This window comes from Silvibacterium dinghuense, from assembly GCF_004123295.1.
GTDB classification, from domain to species: Bacteria; Acidobacteriota; Terriglobia; order Terriglobales; family Acidobacteriaceae; genus Silvibacterium; species Silvibacterium dinghuense.
Genome location: NZ_SDMK01000002.1, coordinates 368446 through 386305, shown reverse-complemented (window position 1 = coordinate 386305; position 17860 = coordinate 368446). Strand labels below are relative to the sequence as shown.

14 protein-coding genes are annotated in these 17860 nt (G+C 57.3%); 8 read left to right on the top strand and 6 right to left on the bottom strand.

The features are described 5' to 3' along the window. Nucleotides 1-83: 83 nt before the first annotated feature. From ESZ00_RS10825 to ESZ00_RS10815, 3 genes are read right to left on the bottom strand one after another with little or no spacing between them, the layout of a single operon-like run. Nucleotides 84-422 (bottom strand): hypothetical protein, encoded by a 339-nt coding sequence (locus ESZ00_RS10825; RefSeq protein WP_129208271.1) that lies wholly within the window; start codon nucleotides 420-422, stop codon nucleotides 84-86. Next, entirely contained in the window at nucleotides 422-991 is a 570-nt protein-coding gene (locus tag ESZ00_RS10820; protein ID WP_129208270.1) for a hypothetical protein, read from the bottom strand. The genes ESZ00_RS10825 and ESZ00_RS10820 overlap by 1 nt, the downstream gene beginning before the upstream one ends. Before the next feature lie 26 nt (nucleotides 992-1017). Continuing rightward, on the bottom strand, nucleotides 1018-1878 hold the full coding sequence (locus ESZ00_RS10815) for a transporter (RefSeq protein ID WP_129208269.1): 861 nt from the start codon (nucleotides 1876-1878) through the stop codon (nucleotides 1018-1020). Between the two features lie 122 nt (nucleotides 1879-2000). Between ESZ00_RS10815 and ESZ00_RS10810 the strand changes: the two genes are divergently transcribed. The 7 genes from ESZ00_RS10810 to ESZ00_RS10780 all read left to right on the top strand — a co-directional run bounded on the left by ESZ00_RS10810 (nucleotide 2001) and on the right by ESZ00_RS10780 (nucleotide 12865). Beyond that, nucleotides 2001-2351, top strand: a complete 351-nt coding sequence (locus ESZ00_RS10810; RefSeq protein WP_229741188.1) for a PadR family transcriptional regulator — start codon at nucleotides 2001-2003, stop codon at nucleotides 2349-2351. Between the two features lie 2 nt (nucleotides 2352-2353). Continuing rightward, nucleotides 2354-2680 carry a hypothetical protein gene (locus tag ESZ00_RS10805; protein ID WP_129208268.1) on the top strand — a complete coding sequence of 109 codons (327 nt, stop codon included), beginning with the start codon at nucleotides 2354-2356 and terminating at the stop codon, nucleotides 2678-2680. 715 nt (nucleotides 2681-3395) lie between these two features. Next, the gene (locus tag ESZ00_RS10800) at nucleotides 3396-3701 is read left to right on the top strand and encodes a hypothetical protein (RefSeq protein WP_129208267.1); all 306 of its coding nucleotides are present in this window, start codon (nucleotides 3396-3398) and stop codon (nucleotides 3699-3701) included. A gap of 542 nt (nucleotides 3702-4243) precedes the next feature. Continuing rightward, complete coding sequence (locus ESZ00_RS10795; RefSeq protein WP_129208266.1) at nucleotides 4244-7735, top strand: TonB-dependent receptor; 3492 nt, start codon at nucleotides 4244-4246, stop codon at nucleotides 7733-7735. A 77-nt stretch (nucleotides 7736-7812) separates the two neighbouring features. Next, nucleotides 7813-9342, top strand: a complete 1530-nt coding sequence (locus ESZ00_RS10790; RefSeq protein WP_129208265.1) for a GH39 family glycosyl hydrolase — start codon at nucleotides 7813-7815, stop codon at nucleotides 9340-9342. 57 nt (nucleotides 9343-9399) lie between these two features. Beyond that, nucleotides 9400-10482, top strand: coding sequence for a LacI family DNA-binding transcriptional regulator (locus tag ESZ00_RS10785; protein WP_129208264.1), 1083 nt, complete (start codon nucleotides 9400-9402; stop codon nucleotides 10480-10482). Nucleotides 10483-10516: 34 nt separating this feature from the next. Then, the gene (locus tag ESZ00_RS10780; protein WP_164981464.1) at nucleotides 10517-12865 is read left to right on the top strand and encodes a glycoside hydrolase family 3 N-terminal domain-containing protein; all 2349 of its coding nucleotides are present in this window, start codon (nucleotides 10517-10519) and stop codon (nucleotides 12863-12865) included. Between the two features lie 75 nt (nucleotides 12866-12940). Here ESZ00_RS10780 and ESZ00_RS10775 read toward each other — a convergent pair whose 3' ends face one another. Further along, nucleotides 12941-13168: a hypothetical protein gene (locus tag ESZ00_RS10775; protein ID WP_050059088.1), complete on the bottom strand. Its 228-nt coding sequence runs from the start codon at nucleotides 13166-13168 to the stop codon at nucleotides 12941-12943. Nucleotides 13169-13707: 539 nt separating this feature from the next. Beyond that, entirely contained in the window at nucleotides 13708-14241 is a 534-nt protein-coding gene (locus ESZ00_RS20075; protein ID WP_164981463.1) for a hypothetical protein, read from the bottom strand. On the opposite strand from ESZ00_RS20075, the gene ESZ00_RS20070 reads away from it, so the two are divergent. After that, nucleotides 14218-14817: a GGDEF domain-containing protein gene (locus ESZ00_RS20070; RefSeq protein ID WP_164981462.1), complete on the top strand. Its 600-nt coding sequence runs from the start codon at nucleotides 14218-14220 to the stop codon at nucleotides 14815-14817. The genes ESZ00_RS20075 and ESZ00_RS20070 overlap by 24 nt on opposite strands. A 7-nt stretch (nucleotides 14818-14824) precedes the next feature. On the opposite strand, the gene ESZ00_RS10765 is transcribed toward ESZ00_RS20070, so the two are convergent. Then, nucleotides 14825-17677 (bottom strand): bifunctional YncE family protein/alkaline phosphatase family protein, encoded by a 2853-nt coding sequence (locus ESZ00_RS10765; protein WP_229741186.1) that lies wholly within the window; start codon nucleotides 17675-17677, stop codon nucleotides 14825-14827. Between the last annotated feature and the right edge of the window lie 183 nt (nucleotides 17678-17860).

Below are 17860 nucleotides of genomic sequence, written 5' to 3'. Positions count from 1 at the left end.
GGACCCGCCGACCATGTCCGTCATGGTCGGCGCGTCGTCACGAATGTTCGACAGGAGCCCAAAGTTAACCTCTTGGAAAGCTCCTAAAAGAGATCTCCTACGGGCGGGATCATCAAAACAAATCCTATTGCCAGCAGTGCAATGCCAGCCATTATTGCCCAGCCTTTCGAGTCGCTTCGTCGCCAGAGCAGGTCCAAACCAACCCAGGACACTATCCATGCGGCGACCGCGATGGTTGTGACCCCAGACAGCGGTCCGGTGGGTAGATAAAAGATCATCAGCTTCTTGAATGCCGCGGACTGATCCCCAATAATTGCCAGCACCGAGAGCACGAAAACTCCAAATCCGGCCGAAAAGAGAGCTGCAGCGCCAGCGCCATTGGGGAGTTGTGGAACGGATGTCGATTCGCCGTGAGTGGTCATCAGTGGGCCTCACCTTTCATCAGGGTTATCGTCGTGCCGCCCGAGATCGGGGCGTATTTGTTGATCATCGCGCCCCAGAAGCCAGCGATACCCGCCGATGCAAACGAGAAGAGTACTGCACCTAGCACGGCAAACCTGAGGCGGGGATGGTTGCGAAGGTCCTGACCGTAGCGGATGACCACTCCAGCAGCCATTGTTACTGCGATGGGGAAAAGCCATGCGATGTGCTCTTTCCATTCCATCCCTAGTGAATGCCATCCCGCCGTGGAGGCGCCCGACATCAGTAGCTTTTGAGGGAACGCCGTCAAATCGGTTGTTCCAGCAGGGGGCGTGGCGCGATACCAAGGGTAGACGATGTATGTTCCAGTGAGCACCGCGAGCCAAGAGCAGAGGCTCATAGCGATCAGATACCACTTGAGGAAAGAACCATTTGCCAACATAACGGAACCTGTTCGAGCAATGAAGCGATGGTGAAACTCGACGAGCAGGCCGGTGACAGCGAGCAGGTAGAGCGCTCCGAAGCCCATGCCATGAATGATCGTCCAGAGTGAATGCGACGCGATTTCCATTGAATCGTTCCTTCCTTTGATAGAAGCTAGAATCCGTTCACATTTCGCGGCCTGTTGATCCAAAGCATGGCTTGATCCGGCTTATCGCCGCCCTTACCCCAGGTCCAGTACATGCCGACATAGGCATAGTTTTCGGTTTGGCCGGCGATGGAATGGCCGTAGGCGAAGAGGAATTGTTCTCCCGGATGGTTTTTGAAGTGGTAGTAGCCGCCAACGTCGATGAGGGTCGAAGCCTGTGTCTGAGCGGCGGCTAGTCCTTCACTGCCATGCGCAAAGACCTCAGCCCCTAACTCCAATCGTTCATTAATCTCGCGTTTTATGAGCCAACCAGTGTAGGCAAAGTTCTTGTAATCGGTTTGTGGGACGACAGAGTATCCACCTCCTCCATCGAATAGCCACTTCCCGACATTCTTCTGTAACCAAAGCGGAATCTTGTAATAGACCTTGCCAACACCAAGGCCACGGTCATAACTACCCGTTGGAAGCTCAAACATGGGAAATGTGCCCACTTGTGGGAAATGCGGGGATTCCTTGATGAAGGCGACCTTCACTCCCAGCTCTGAGTCTGTCAAACCGAAGGCACTCGGCCCCGTTCCAGCGGGGGCATAGATCGGCTTGTTGGAGGGGCTGATGGAACCGAGCGGCAAGATGGCGTGAAGTTGCACACGGGGTATGGCTCCCCAGTTAAATTCAATGGCAGGGCCGGTTGAGTCCATCTCTACGGGTGTTCCGTCCGCACCGCCGAAAATATAGAACTCGTAATGCTGATAGTCGACCGGCACTGGATCGTCAGTCTGGTAGGGCGGTCCTTGAGCGTGAAGCGCTTTGGCGCTCCAGAAAAGCAGCACGAGAAGAACCACTGAGAAGCGCGGCCAACGGGATGTCACAGGGCACCTGTCAAGGTGTATTATCGAAACTCGATACAAGATAACACGAAACAGCTCTCGGGCTGTTAAGACCCGCTCAAGCCGTAAAATGACTAGTGCTTCATCACTAGGAGTGGGAACGATTGGCGACGACGAAACGCATGACGGGAGACACCGAAATCTTTTCGGGACTTATCCGCATCCACGTATTGCACCACGCGTGCGCGGAAGGAGTCTTCGGCCTTGGCATGATCAAGGAACTGCGGCGGCATGGCTACAAAATCGGGCCAGGAACAATGTATCCCTTGCTTCATAGCCTCGAAAAACGTGGTTGGTTACGGGCGCAAGACACTCAGATCGAGGGCCGGAACCGCAAGGTCTACTTCGCAACCCGCGCGGGGAAGAAGACACTAGAACAAGCCCGCTCAAAGGTAAAAGAGCTTTTCGAGGAGTTGTTTGAAGAAGAAGGTCACGGCCACCATCACAACCATTGAGGTTGCTGGTTGCCGAGGGAAGAAGGGAGCAACAAAATGATGAATTTGGCGCGACGGGCAATGACATCAAGGTGGTGCAGGAGCTGATGCGGCACGCAAAACTCAGCACAACGATGGAGGTCTACACGCAGGCGGCCATGCCGAAGAAGCGGCTGGCGCAGCGGAAGGCCGTCGATGTGCTCTTTAACCGCAATGCGGCGGCAGAAAAGGGTTCAAGCAGGGACCGGCTTATTGCTCCGATACTGCGACCCGTTTCGGATGAACATGAAATATCCTTCGAGAGCACTACTAAGAATCTCCACGTCAAAATCAGCAATCGCATTGTCTAGAGTCCCCAGACCGAGGTGAGCGTCAGCATATCGATAAAAGCTCTCCAAATGGCTGAGCTTTTTCCCAACTGTCGAGGGCGCATGGTCGGCGGGAAGGAAAGATGCCCATACGGTCGCCCAGTATCTTGGAATTCCTAAGCGATCAACGAGCGCGGGACCCAGTAGTGCTGGAATCGCTAGAGTGCGGAAGTTGGCAAGCATCTCACCTCGATCAAAATCAGATACTCATGCAGACAAAACTGCCATTGTTAAGTAATAGCAGCATGGGCGAACATACAGCGAAATGTCAAATATTAACGCTATCCAGGTCTGAACGCACAGGAGTTCCCTAAGTCCGACAATGATTCAGTCGCCAGAGAAAGAGAGTTGCCTACCATGGAAATCAAACATTCCTATTGGTTTGCGGCAGGACCAGAGGCTGAGCGTGCTCTGTTGTCATTGTCAGATGGCGCGTTTAGGCTGTTCTTCTATATTTGTCTAAATGCGGGCCGGAGTACCGGGCGGCTTTCGATCAGCTACTTTGATCTGGCAAAGAGGCTGCGAAGGAGCAGGCGTTCCATCGCTTCACACTTTGACGAACTGCGGCAACTAGGCCTCTGCCGCATGTCTCCGGCTGTCAACCAACACCGCTGCACGGAGATTGAGGTCTGTAATGACTTCTGGCCGTATACGAGGGTGCCTTCAAGCATCGAACCTTCGGAGGACCGGCAGTACCTTGCTCGGATCAAAGCATTATTGTCAAAGCGAGCCTGCGTTCAATCTGCATTTACTGCGGCGGATGAGAGGTCTGTCGCGAACCTTCACGCTCACCAAGTGCCGGTTTGCGTATTTTCGGGATGTTATTGATGAGGTCCAAAACCCAGAGATCCCATCCGGGTACTGGACCTACATTGTGCCGGAACTGGACCACCTTGAAAAGAAATGGATCGAGGAAGAAAAGAAATGGATCGAGGAAAAAGCTAAAGGTGCCGGTGCAAATGCTGCAACAGCAAGCCGGCCGAAAAGCAGGGAGACGAGATGATGTGCTTAATTCTCACCTCCTCATCAATAGTCTCTTTGTTGTGTGGTAAAAGGTCGTTATAGAGATCTAAATGCAACACTAGAAAAAGGACCTCCGTGTCCGATAATACATATTCTGTATATATTGACGTGTTGATCAAGAGACACTATTGCTGATTTTGGCCCAGCGTTGGCGACTGAAGCTTGCCACACTTCACCGTTTGTGAATACCCCTGTCTACCTTAAAGCTGATCGATAAGGCCACGACCAAAAATCACTCCTGCTGCATGCAGGGATCACTGCGCTGCACGCACGCTTCATGCGTGTAAAACACCGCATCATCCAGCCGGCTGTCAATATTTTTACCGACACCAACTTGCCTGTTGGAATCGCTTCCTTCCAAATACTCTTCGAGTCTGCGATGCAACTGCGCATCGCTTCTCTCCCTCCAAAAGACATTCCGAATTGACAATCGCTTTTTTGAGATGTTACTTGATTCCAACTAGCGCAATCGTTCGCGCAAAGCAAAAAGAAGAAATTACGACGTCTATTTTCGGAGGTGTCATGCACAACAGGACCCACATTCTTCTTCAAAGTGCCCTGCTTGTTTTGCTCTTCTCTCTCGGAGCGTCGCTGGCTCATGCACAGTTCCGCACCGCAATTCAGGGAACAGTGACAGATCCGCAGGGAGCAGTCATTCCAGGCGCGCAACTTACGCTCGTCGATAAGCAAACGAACAGGACAACGAAGACCACTAGCAGTGCCAGCGGCGTATATAACTTCAATGCTTTGCCTGCGAGCACCTTTACCCTCAAGGTCGAGGCAAAGGGATTTGAGAGTAAGGTTATCGATGACCTTAGCCTTATTCCCGAACAGACAAACAGCCTGAATGTCGGAATGACGCTCGGTACCAGCAGTACCTCCATCACTGTGAATGGAAACCAGGCAGACGCTCTGGATACTGAGACTGCATCGGTGAATACCACCGTGACTTCGAATCAGATTCAACACATGCCATCCTTCGGACGCGATGTGACACAGTTAGTCCAGTTGGCCGCAGGCGCACTGTCTGATGGGTCGCAAGCAGCTGGTGGTGGCAGCTATAGCCTGCCCGGCAGCAATATGGGTGGTTCCGGAGCATCCGACGGTATTTTCAAGACGGAGAATGGACCTCAGATCGTAGCCAACGGCGGCCAGGCGGAGACCAACAGCGTGCTGATCGACGGCATCAGCGCTTCGTCGGTGACCTGGGGTGGAAGCACTGTCGTGACTCCCACCGAGGATTCTGTGGACAGCGTCAAAATCACATCGAACTCATACGATGCGGAGCTGGGCCGTTTCTCCGGTGCTCAGATCCAGATCACCTCGAAGGGTGGCAGCAATCAGGTGCACGGAAGCCTGTTCTTCAAAGCTGATCGCCCGGGAATGAATGCATATCAGAGCTGGAACGGTCCCTCCTCCGACCAGGCAGGTACCGCAGCCGAACGCGGGTTGAATCGCGATGATTCACGCTTCAACCAGTTTGGAGGCAGCATCAGTGGGCCATTCTGGAAGAATCGCCTGTTCGGCTTCTTTGCATATGAGACGCTGCGCAACGACACGAATGTGACGGCACAGAATTGGTATGAAACCAGTGCCTACCGTAACAGCGCACGAAGCGGCAGTAACGCGGCCAGCTATCTGGGATATAGCGGCGAAGCTGTCGCCGGCACACTGATCGGAGGCACCTGTTCACAACTAGGACTCTCGGAGGGCTCGCAGTGTGCGACAGTCAGTGGCGGTGTAGACGTAGGCTCGCCGCTCACGACTGCGCTCGGCACCCATGATCCAACCTGGGGCGGCAACAATAGCACGCCTGGCGTAGGCAATGGACTCGATGGTGTGCCCGATCTCGCCTATTACACCACAAACGATCCAACCTCCAGCGTCGCTTCGCAATACTATGGCCGTCTGGATGCAGATATCAGCCAGGCCGACCGGCTGAGCTTCATGATCTATTGGGTGCCGCTCAATACTGTCGACTACTCAGGTCCCGTGCGCAGCGCCAATCTCTGGCATCACGACCAGATCAACAATGCTTTTACGCTGCTCTGGAACCATACCTTTTCCCCTACTCTGCTTAACGAAGCCCGCGTGAATGCCGCAGGATGGCGGTGGAATGAGCTCACATCCAATTCCAACGCGCCCTGGGGGCTCGCCGAGTCAGTCTTCGATGTACCCAGCAGCAAAATCTTCCCCAGCGCCACACCGGAGTATTTCGGTACGCCAGGGCCGAGCGTGTACGACCAGTGGACCTATGGCTATCAGGACATTCTGACCAAGGTTGCCGGCCGTCACACCATCAAGATGGGCGGAAGCCTGACGCGTCTCTACTATCTGAATGAAGCGGTCTACAACGCGCGGCCGACTTATAACTTCGATAGCATCTGGGATTTCCTCAACGACGCGCCCTATTCAGAAACCGGATATTTTTCAGCAACCAGCGGCAGCCCCACCGCCAGCCGTCAGGACAACCGGCAGAACCTGTGGGCCGGTTTCGTGCAGGACGACTGGAAGATACTGCCCACGCTGACCCTGAATCTCGGTCTGCGCTATTCATACTTTGGGCCGTACTATGACAAGGATGAAAACCTGCGCTCGGTGGACCTCGGCGCGGGCGATGCGCTTGTGACTGGCCTCTCGGTGCGTAAGGGCGGCAATCTTTATGAGGCGCAGAAGGCGAACTTCGGACCGCAGCTCGGTTTTGCATGGAGTCCGAACTACTTCGGCCAGAAGGTTGTGGTGCGCGGTGGTTTCGGCATGAACTACAACCAGAACGAAATGGCTATCACCGCGAACGGCAATGGAAATCCAGGCAACACGGTGAATGTGAACTTCTGCTGTTCGACGGCTTCGGACCCGACGGGAGGCAGTTCCTCGTCCATCCTCTATCAACTTCCCTCCTCGCTTACCGGAAGCTTCTATAGCTTTCCTTCTAACTCGGCGGCCATCACTTCTTATAACTCGAATGGCCTGCCCAGCAATACTTCCACGTACCTCAGCGTGACCGGCTTCGATGCCAAGGTAAAAACGATCCAGATCTATCACTATTCGCTCGATACCCAGACGGATATGGGGCACCAATGGATCGCCAGTATCGGATACCAGGGCAGCACAGGACATCACCTGCTCCTGCAGCAAGACATGAATGTGATCGCGGTTGCGGACGCTTATGCACTCAACCCGAATCTGACGACCGTGGACTACTACGGCAACAAAGGCAACTCGAGCTACAACGCGCTCCTTACCAGCCTGAAGCATGACTTTGCCCACGGCTTCCAGGCCGAGGCGCAGTACACCTGGTCCAAGAGCATGGATAACGGCTCGCAGCCATACTACGAGGATCCGTATCCCTATCATGAGCGCTATTCATGGGGGCGCTCGGACTATAACGTTGCCAATGCGTTCAAACTCTTCGGCATGTGGCAGCCTACCTTCTTCCACAATCATGGAATCGCTCATACCATTGCCGATGGCTGGGCATTGAGCGGCATCTTCAATATGCACTCCGGCTTCCCATGGACGCCGGTCTATTCGGTCGACAACCAGTTCTACTACGGCAGCGGACAGACCACCGTGCGTCCTGCCTCTTACCTGAGCGGCGCCCGGCACAGCACGAGCAACAGCGCGTTCAAGGCAGCGCCTGGCTCGGCAGAAAGCAACTTCCCACTGGGCGGCAGCAGCTACTTTACCGAACCGGCCGTTGCTACCGGGAACACCGGAACCTACGGCACTGAGTACGGCCTTCCCGGCAATCCTGGTGTGGCACGAAACTCCTTCGATGGTCCGGGATACAAGGCCGTGGATGCGACCCTCAGCAAGGCTTTTCCCTTCCCCAACAAAGTCCTGGGAGAGAGAGCAAACTTCGAGGTCCGCGTCGACGCTTTTAACGTGTTCAATAACCTGAACTTGAATGTGGCTGATATCTCGACCACGGTCACATCCTCGAGCTTCGGTCAGGCTCAGGGTGCACTCGCGTCGCGCAAGCTGGATATTCAGGCGCGCTTCTCGTTCTAATAGTGTGGAGCGCAGAAGGAGGGGCCGATTTTCGAATCTCCCCTTCTGCGTTCTGCGCTTGCCAGGAGTCGTTCTCTATGCGGTCCTTTCGTTTCTGCTTGCTCTGCATTTGTCTTTCTGCTTTGGTGTTCCCTGCTTCCGGCTCTGGCCAGGGGACTGAGTCTGCGCAAACTCTGACCGTAGATGCCGATGCTCCGGCCTCTCCTTTTCCGCATTTCTGGGAACAGATGTTCGGCTCCGGGCGTGCCATTCTCACACTGCGGGAGAGTTACCGCGACGATCTGCGCGCGGTCAAGCAGGTCACGGACTTTCGCTATGTGCGCTTCCATGCCATCCTGCACGATGAAGTCGGGGTCTATAACGAGGACGAACACGGTAACCCGGTCTATAACTTCTCCTATGTGGACCAGATTTACGATGGGTTGCTGCGCAATGGCGTGCGTCCGGTTGTCGAGATCAGCTTCATGCCGAAGAAGCTCGCTTTTAATCCGGATGCGCTGCATCCCTTCTGGTACAAGCAGAATGTCTCGCCTCCAAAGGACATGGACCGCTGGGATGACCTGATGCGTCATTTTGCCCAGCACCTGGTCGACCGCTATGGAATTGACGAAGTCTCCCAGTGGTACTTCGAGGTGTGGAATGAGCCGAACATCGACTTCTGGAATGGCATCCCGCGCCAGCGCTCCTACTTCGAGCTGTATGCGCACACCGCCCGCGATCTGAAGACAGTGAGCCCGAAGCTGCGCGTGGGCGGTCCGGCTACGGCTGCTGCCGCGTGGATTCCGGAATTCCTTTCCTATATGTCCGCGAACCATGTGCCCGTCGACTTCGTATCCACACATGGCTACGCCGATGACACGGTGGAGAACCTCTTCGGCACACAGGAAGACATCCCCATGGATGATCGAGTCTGTCGCGCCGTTGAGAAGGTTCACAAGGAAATTGCCGCCTCGGCGATGCCGCGGCTGCCGCTTTTCTGGACGGAATGGAATGTGCAGGGAGATCACGAATCTCGCGACACGGACTTCGTCGGCACCGGGCTGGCCAACACCATCCGCGAATGTGACGGCAAGGTGAACATGATGTCCTTCTGGACATTCTCCGACGTCTTCGAGGAGGGCGGTCCCATCCCTGTCCCGTTCTCCGGGCAGTTTGGCCTGCGCGCCAAGGGGGGCATCAACAAGCCGAGCTTTTATGACTTTGCCCTGCTTCACCGTCTTGGCGATGAGCGCATCGCCAATCCTGCCTCCGACGTTATCGTGACACGACGCGCAGGTAAGCATGGAGACAAAACGCTTGTGCTGGCCGTCTGGAATATTGTCGATCCCGGAACCACGGGAAATGAGAAGAAGATCCACCTGGAGGTGCATGGTGTGCGGGCTGATGCGCCAGTCACCATCAGCCGCGTGGACAACATGCACAGCAATACTCTGGCAGCGTATAAGGCATTGGGCAGTCCCCAGGACCCGACCGACGAGCAGGTGAAAGAGATGAACCGCCAGACTGCGATCGGCTCCCCGGAGCAGACACAGCTTCGCGGCGGAACTCTGGAGCTCTCACTTGACCCCGACGCGCTGCTGCTTATCACCATAGGCGACGCGCATTGAGTGCAGTGGCAGCGTAATGTGGAATCAGCGCGATCGTATGGGGGAGGAACAGAGTCGGTGGCAGAAAAGAAGTCCGCGGAAAAAGGGTTATCAGGCGGAAAAGAAAAGACCGACCTGAAAACCCTGGCTCGGCACCTGGATATTTCGCAGACGACGATCTCACGGGTCCTGAACGGCACCGCTGCACGGTATCGCATCTCTGAAGCCACGCAACAGCGCGTGCTGGAAGCAGCCAGGAAATTTAACTACCAGGCCAATGTCTTAGCCAGCAGCCTGCGCAGCAAGAGAAGCCGGACTATCGGTGTCATGGTGCCGGAGATCAGTGAAGGTTATTCCTCCGCCGTGCTCAGCGGCATCGAAGACGAGTTGCTGTTCGCCGGATATTTTTACTTCGTAGTGAGCCACCGGCATCGTACCGAACTCTTGCGCCAATACCCCTCTCTGCTGCTTTCCCGCGCCGTCGAGGGAATCATCGCGATCGACTCCGACATCCAGGCCGATCTCTCCGTACCGGTTGTTGCCGTCTCCGGCCATCGCAACCGGCCATCGGTGGTGAATATTGAGCTCGACCACCAGCTTGCGGCTCATCATGCGCTCGAACATTTAAAGCAGCTAGGGCATCGACGAATTGCCTTCATCAAGGGGCAGACCTTCAGCTCTGATACCCGCTCCCGCTGGCGCGCAATCTGCAAAGTGGCAGCGGAGCTCGGCCTCGAAATCGATCCGCAGCTGGTGGTGCAACTCCAGGACGACGGGCCCGGCGTCGACTCCGGCAGAACCGCAACCGCTGCTCTGCTGGAGCGCGGGCAACTCTTTACGGCCATCTTTGCCTTCAACGATCTCGCCGCTATCGGTGCCATTACCCTGCTGCGCGAGACCGGCCTGGAAGTTCCTCGGCACATCTCTGTCGTCGGCTTTGATGACATCCTGGGCGCAGCCACCAACAATCCGCCACTCACCACCGTGCGGCAGCCGTTGAAGGAGATGGGACGTGTCGCGGCGAAGACCCTTCTGCACATGTTGCAGAGCAGTAAGGACGGCTGGCCCAAACATTCAATTCGCATCCTGCCGGGTTTTGTCGAGAGGCATTCCACCGCGCCTCCGGCAGTCCCACCCAGAAACGCATTCCACAGCAACTGATTTGATCGCCAAGCTATTTCACAGAGGAGCTCCGTTGACCCCACAACGATTCTTCCCGTCACTTCGGCATAGCGTTCTGGCCACGGCGCTTGGGCTGAGCCTTGCCTCAGCCGCTGTGGTCTTTGCGCAACAGCCGGGTGCGCCCCAGGCATCCCCTTCCAATCCCGAGCTCGCTTCTCCGGCCATCGAACAGCGCGTCGATGCTCTGCTGAGCAAAATGACCCTCGAGGAAAAGCTCGGCCAGCTGGTCCAGTACAACGATTCCGGGGCCGATGCCGCGGCAGCTCTCGCCGCCAACCCCGAGTCTCACAACAATGTGAACTCGATGCAGCTCGCCGAACAGGGGCTCCTCGGCTCCATGCTCAACACAGTGGGTGCGTCGCGTACCAACGCCTTTCAACGTGCCGCCGTGGAGAAGAGCCGCCTGCACATTCCGCTGCTCTTCGGCGCGGACATTATTCACGGCTATCGCACCATCTATCCGCAGCCCATAGGCCTGGCCGCCTCCTTCGATCCTGATCTCGTGCAGTCGGTCTCACACATGTCCGCCGAAGAGGCTACGACCGCAGGCATCCGCTGGTTCTATTCACCGATGGTCGATATCTCGCGTGATGCACGCTGGGGCCGTACCACCGAAGGCGCGGGCGAGGATGCCTATCTCGGCGCCGCGATGGCTCGCGCCTACATCCTCGGATATCAAGGCAAGACGCTTTCCGATCCCGAGAGCGTAGCCGCATGCGTGAAACATTTTGCCGCCTACGGTGCCGCCGAGGCGGGCCGTGAATACAACACCACGGATATGTCCGAGATCCGGCTGCGCCAGGACTATCTGCCGCCTTACAAGGCTGCGATAGAAGCCGGAGCCGCTACGGTCATGAGCGCCTTCAATGCGCTCAACGGTGTGCCGGCCAGTGCGAATCCATTTCTCTTGCAGACCATCCTGCGCGGCGAATGGGGCTTTGATGGACTGGTCGTCAGCGATTACACCGCCATCATGGAGCTCGAAAACCACGGCATCGCGCTGACACCGGCCGAGGCCACACGCAAAGCCTTGCTGGCCGGCGTGGATATCGACATGATGTCGCACTTCTACGACACCCAGTTGCCTGAGTTGATCCGCAGCGGTCAGGTGCCGATGAGCGTCGTCGACGAAGCGGTACGTCGCGTGTTACGGCTCAAATTCGCTCTCGGCCTTTTTGAGCATCCTTACGCGCGCGGAACCGAGGTCACTGCCGCCGTGCCTGCTCATCGTGAGCTGGTGCGCCGCGCCGCAGAAGAATCCTTCGTACTGCTGAAGAACGACTCTGCCCTGCCGCTCACTACGGAGACGAAAAAGATCGCGCTCATCGGTCCGCTCGCCGATAACGCGGCTGAGATGGTGGGTTCCTGGAGCGGTGCGCCGCAGCTTTCCGATATTGTCACGGTGAAGCAGGCGCTTGAGACGCGCACACGCCAGCTTGGCGGATCGCTCACCTATGCGCAGGGTACAACCATCACCGGCAGCAGCGAAGATGGTTTCGCCGCTGCGGTACAGGCGGCCAGGCAGGCGGATGTGGTGGTCATGGCCCTCGGCGAATCAGGAGCGATGAGCGGCGAAGCCGGCTCGCGCGCATATCTCGATCTGCCCGGTAACCAGGAGCAGCTGTTGAAAGCCGTCGCAGCCACAGGCAAGCCTGTCGTGCTGCTGGTCTTCTCCGGTCGCCCGCTGGTGCTGGACTGGGCCGCCACCCATGTCGCCGCGATCATGGAGGTGTGGTTTCCAGGAACCGAGGCAGGCCATGCCATTGCGGATGTGCTTTACGGCGATGTCGCGCCCAGTGGCAGGCTGCCCATGAGTTTCCCCCGCGCAGTCGGCCAGGAGCCGCTTTATTACAACCAGTTTCCAACCGGCCGGCCGCCCCGGAATATCGATCTCTCGCAGCCTCCGGGAGGCAACTCGCGCTTCTTTTCCCGCTACATCGATGTCCCCAATGACGCGCTCTTCCCCTTCGGCTATGGACTGACCTACACGCAGTTCGCCTATAGCATGCCTACGCTCTCCCGCAGCATCGTGCCGCTGGGGGAAGCCAGGCAAACAGGGAAAGACCTGATCCATGCAACCGCGACGGTCACCAATACCGGGAACCGCACCGCTACCGAAGTCGTGCAGTGCTACGTGCGGAATCGTGGCGCCAGCATAGAACAGCCGGTACGCAGCCTCGAAGGGTTTCGCCGTGTCACGCTGAAACCCGGCGAGTCGCAGAAGGTCACCTTCGACCTGGGCTTCCCGGAGCTTTCCTTCTACGATGCGCAGGGCCACAGTGTCGTCGAGGCGACCGAGTACACGGTGTGGATCGGAGGCAGCTCGCTGGCCTCCCAGGAAGGGCAGTTCAAAATCGAGTAACGGCCTGATTTGTTATGGGCGCAAACACAAAGCCGCCACCCGAAGGTGGCGGCTCAATTGCGAATCTTGTCGAGACTACAGCGTGGACTCGATCTCGAAGCCCCAGGCTTCCAGCAACGCTTCAGGAATGTACTTGGAGTTCCGATTCCGACGCGCCCACTCGCGAAGACGGGTGGACCGCACATACTGGTCCGGAGTCAGCTTGAACTCCTTCACAACCTGCTCAAAAGAAGTCACAGTGGGTACGACCGGACCGATCGGCTCCGGCTTACCCCAATTTGGATTGCCACGACGCTTTGCCATCTCGTATTTTTCCTCAGCACAGTAAGGTGACGTACGAATCATCCGTGGCCGGATCGTGCACAATCGTCCACGGAAATGTCACAAACTCTATGATTATAAGGATATTTTCATCCATAAATCAATAGATAGCTGAGGCTGCCCAGAAAGATTCTCTTCCGGTTTTGCCCGTAACTAGTTGAATGGCACAGCGATAGCCGGCTTTACACTCATTCTGCCCCGGCAATGATGACCGGAGCGTTTGCCCCTGCCCGCCGAGGTAGGAGCGGCTTCGATAGCCATAAGACATTTGCTGCAGAAGCGAACGGTGGAGGACGAGACATGAGCCTGAGAGGCCAAAAGACGTCCTGGTTTCACATGCGTGGTCGTAACTGCTGGAAGCATGGCATGCACTCCTTGCCTGGAAGTAACCGAGGGAGAATCACTTGACATCGGCAAGGCCCGCTAACGATCGGAGCCTGGCATTCCGTTTTGGGAAGAAAGAGAGCCGAAAAAGGAAAGAAGAACTACGCAAGGGATAGTGAGCCTGTTTTTCGTCCTTGTCAATATGATGCCCCCCCAATCTTCTTCGTATCGATTCCAAGGTCACCGAAGGCCTCAATTTCGGACAGACGCAGCTGAAATCCTATGCCCCGGCCGATAAGCAACCTGTGCCGGTTTCTACCCCTGTCCATGAAATGGAACCTCTGCCCGAGCCGCTGCTGCTCGTAACCGCCGACGCGGCTCTCGCCGCCGAAATCCTGCCTCTGCTCGGAGATGCGCATCTTCCCTGCTATTGGGCAAAGGACAGGCATGAATTGCTCCGGCATGCGCTCGAAGCCGAAGAGCCGTTGATTCTTCTGTTCGATGAGAGGGTTCAAGACGTTTCTCATGCCGAACTCACCGCCGAAGTGCACTTCAAGAAGAGACTGCCTACTCTTTGGACGATTCTCCTGCGCAAGGGAGATCAGGCACGGCCAGCCTTGGATGGGGTTCAGGATTCCCTGCTCCTCCCTCTCTCGGAGCAGGCGCTCACCTCGCGCCTCCATGCAGCCAGGCACGCGCTCGCGCTGATGCGCCAGCTTGATCACCAGCATCGCACGGCGCGTTTTCATGCCGAGCATGATGCCTTGACCGGCCTCTGGAACCGCGAAGCGTTACTTCGCCTGTTGCATACGGAGACAGACCGCGCTCAGCGCCAGGGCTCTCCCGTCGCGCTCGTGCTGCTCGACCTCGACCACTTTTCGCAGGTCAACCTCGATTTCGGGTACGAAGCTGCCGACAAAATACTGCAGGAACTGGCCGGACGCTTTCGCCGTCATCTGCGCAGCTACGATCTCGTCGGCCGTTGTGGCGAAGACGAATTTCTCTTCGCGCTCCCGGCCAGCAGCTCCGAGGAGGCCGCGCACTTTACGGCGCGCCTGCGCCAAAGCATCTTCGGCAAGCCCTTCTTCATCGGCCGCGACGAGCTGACCATCAGCGCCAGCGTCGGCATCGCCCACAGCGTGGGGAGATCGCCCATGGTGGTGCTTCGCGAGGCGGAACGCGCGCTGGCCAGTGCCAAAGCAGGCGGGCGAAACCGCCAGCAGCTCTACTCCACGCTGGAGCAGAATCAGCCTCTGAAGGCTGTTTCCGGACTACGCGTGGTGAGATCTTCTACCACGCGGCACTGACGCCATATCAGTCATCACCATCGTCCTGTTTATGTGCAGGATGCCGGAGGGCCGCTGGTACCGGTTTCGCTCCCATCGCATCCTTCCATAGGATCACGTTAAGCTTTGCCGGATTTGCCCGATCCTCATGGGAGAAGTCCAGCTTGCTCGACTCTTTGGCCCCGACAGACGCCGGTGTATTTGCGGTATAGATCAGGCCATTGTCACGATTCGAATAATCGGCGCGGAAAGGCGGCTGATTCCCTTCTCCTGTAAACGCTGGAGCCATCAGCGGCGCGAAAGCATCGTTGTTATTCATCGGAGGAATGCCCAGCAGGTCTTCCATGGTTCGCAGCACGCTCACCGTCGTATAGAAGGTCGAGTCGACCAGCGGTGCCGGGTTCCGTGGTGAATACTTGCTCACTACCAGTGCAAGCGAGCGATGCGCGTCCACGTGATCGGCCCCATCCTGCGCGTCGTCCTCGAGGATAAAGAAGGCTGTATCGTCCCAGTACGGGCTGTTCGAGACCGCTTCAACGGCGCGTCCCACCGCCAGGTCGTTGTCTGCGATGCAGGCCTTCGGCGTGCACTTGCCTACCCGGGTACCAAAGGTATGGTCATTCGGAAAGCGCAGCATTACGAAGTTCGGCATCTCGTCGTGGCCCGCCTTGCGCTCCTCAACCCAGTGGTTGAAATAGTTCAGGAACTCATTCATGCGCAGCTGATCCGGAAAACTCAGGTTGAAGTCCGGATACTGCGGATCGAAATGCCCTTCGAGCTCCGGCTTCGTCGCCACGTTGCGATAAATCATCGGAATCTTCCACGGATACGGGTTCTTACCGCCTCCATAGTTCGTAGGAATCTCCGCGCCCGGATCGATGAAGGCGTGCTCGCAGAAGTGAGTCGGCTCAGGTGTGCCCTCGAGCGGAGACTTCTCCTTCGGCGCTTCGCCCGAGTCATCGCAGAACTTCGTCGAGATGAACTCTCCGAAGTGGTAGAGCGTCTTGTCGTGCTTTGCCAGGTCCGTCCACAGGTAGCCGCTTGCCGGCTCGTTGATATCCGGCATCTTCTCCTGGATCGGGTAACCGTTCTGCACCACGCCTTCGAAGTCATAGGTCCGCTCGGCGCCGCGATAGGACTGCGGCCAGTCGCGCTCGGTGTAGTCGCTGGTGATACCGGCCGTTGACCACACATGCCCATCGCCCGAGACCTCGCCCGAGTCGTAGAAGTTATCGAAGACGCCGAACTGCAGCGCCAGCTTGTGCTGGTTCGGTGTAATCGCAGCGCCATACATGGTCAGCGAGGAATCGCCGTTCCCCACCGGCTTCCCATCCTCGGCAAGGTCTCCCAGGATCTGATCGTAGGTCCGGTTTTCTTTGATGATGTAGATCACGTGCCGGATGGGATTCGCGCCACCGGCGAAGGCCAGGTGGGTCTGCGCGGCCTGCATCAGGTTGCTTCTGAGCACTTCGCCGGTCAGCCGCTCCAGGTCCTTATTCGCTTCCGTAAGGTCGATCGTCGCCAGCGATCCATGCAGCATGGTCGCAATATAGGTATGTGGCCGCTGCGCCTGCTTAGCCTGTTCGTCCGTTGGGTCCTTCGCTGGCGGTTGCGGAGCGGCATTGGGCCCGGTGCCCTGTCCCTTTGCGGTCGCGACATAGAGCTTGTCGCCGCGAATCGCCATTGCCGAGGGATACCACTCCGTCGGCAGGAACCCGATCGGCTGCTCCGGTGCTCCCACTTTACTTTCCGCCCGCGTCCGGAAGACCGCTACCGCATCGGACCCGGAGTTCGCCGCATACAGCATCGTCCCATCCGCCGAGACCGCAACCGCGTCGGGCATTGCACCGAAGTAGCGCTGTCCCGGCAGCCGGGAGTCGTAGAAGCGCGTCACTTTCGCAAATTTCCCTGCGACGCTCACGGCTGCAACCCCATCCCGGTTGGCCAGCGCCACATATAAAGTCTTCTCATCGGGACTCAGTGTCATCGCCACCGGGTGCGAGCTCGGCCCGATCTCGGATACCGGAGGTAGCAGAGCGGTCTTCGAGGTTACCCGCCCCGTCTTGAGGTCCAGTTCTGCAATCGTGGAGTCATTCCACAGCGCGACAAAGGCCCGCCGGTTGTCTTTCGTAGCGACCACCGCAATCGGATAGGCCGACGGGACAACCGAACGGCTTGCCAGATCGAAGCGTATCAGCGTGCGCCCGTTCGAGGCATCGAGCAGCAACACATCATCCGAGAATTCATCCGCTACCAGCAGACGGTCGTGTCCGGCTGGACCTGCGAGCACCGCAAGCCCTGTTGGAACGGGATTGGCCATCCCATCGGAAATCGGCTTCCCGACCTGGTTCTGGATGCGCCCGGGTGCGAGCCTCTGCAATGGAACAGGGATCAGCCGCTCAGGCTTCACCTGCCCATCATGAAAGCCGTAGACAGCAATCGCGTTCCCGGTCTCGTCCGGCTTGCCGCCTTCAGGCGCGGAGAGCGAATCGAAGCTCACATAGAGGTGCTGGCCGTCGCCTGAAAAGGCAATGCCGGAATACATCGTCTGCCTGGCGCGCAGCAGGGTCCGCGTATCGGGAAAATCTGTCACTTTGCCCGTCGTGGTGTCCAGTACCGAGATCGACTGCGCATAGTCCGACTCAGCTGTTCCGAAACCGGCATTCACCAGCGCGAGATAGCGCCCATCCGGCGACCACGCCGTGCCCATCGGCAAGGCATTCGTGCGCACCGGCTCTCCGGGAACAGGTCCCAGGATCTGCTTGCTCGTCGGCAGAGGAATGGTCTGCCCGAAAGCTGTGAGAGCGGAAAGGAGAATGCCGCCGAGAAGAGCAGGGATGGCGGAAGATCGCGTCGCAATTTGGTTTACAGATCGATTCACAGCCGGGGCCTCACACGTTGCTCAGGGTATTGTGAGTCTTCCAGATGAACAAGTTGTGACTTTTGCTGGAGCGCCCTGTCTACCGGAATTCCGGCCGGATTGTGCCGCTCCCGGTCACCTGTCACCGCGATTACAAAACTCTTACACCTAGGCCATGGCTCCACTGTTAGGGTCAAAACAGAC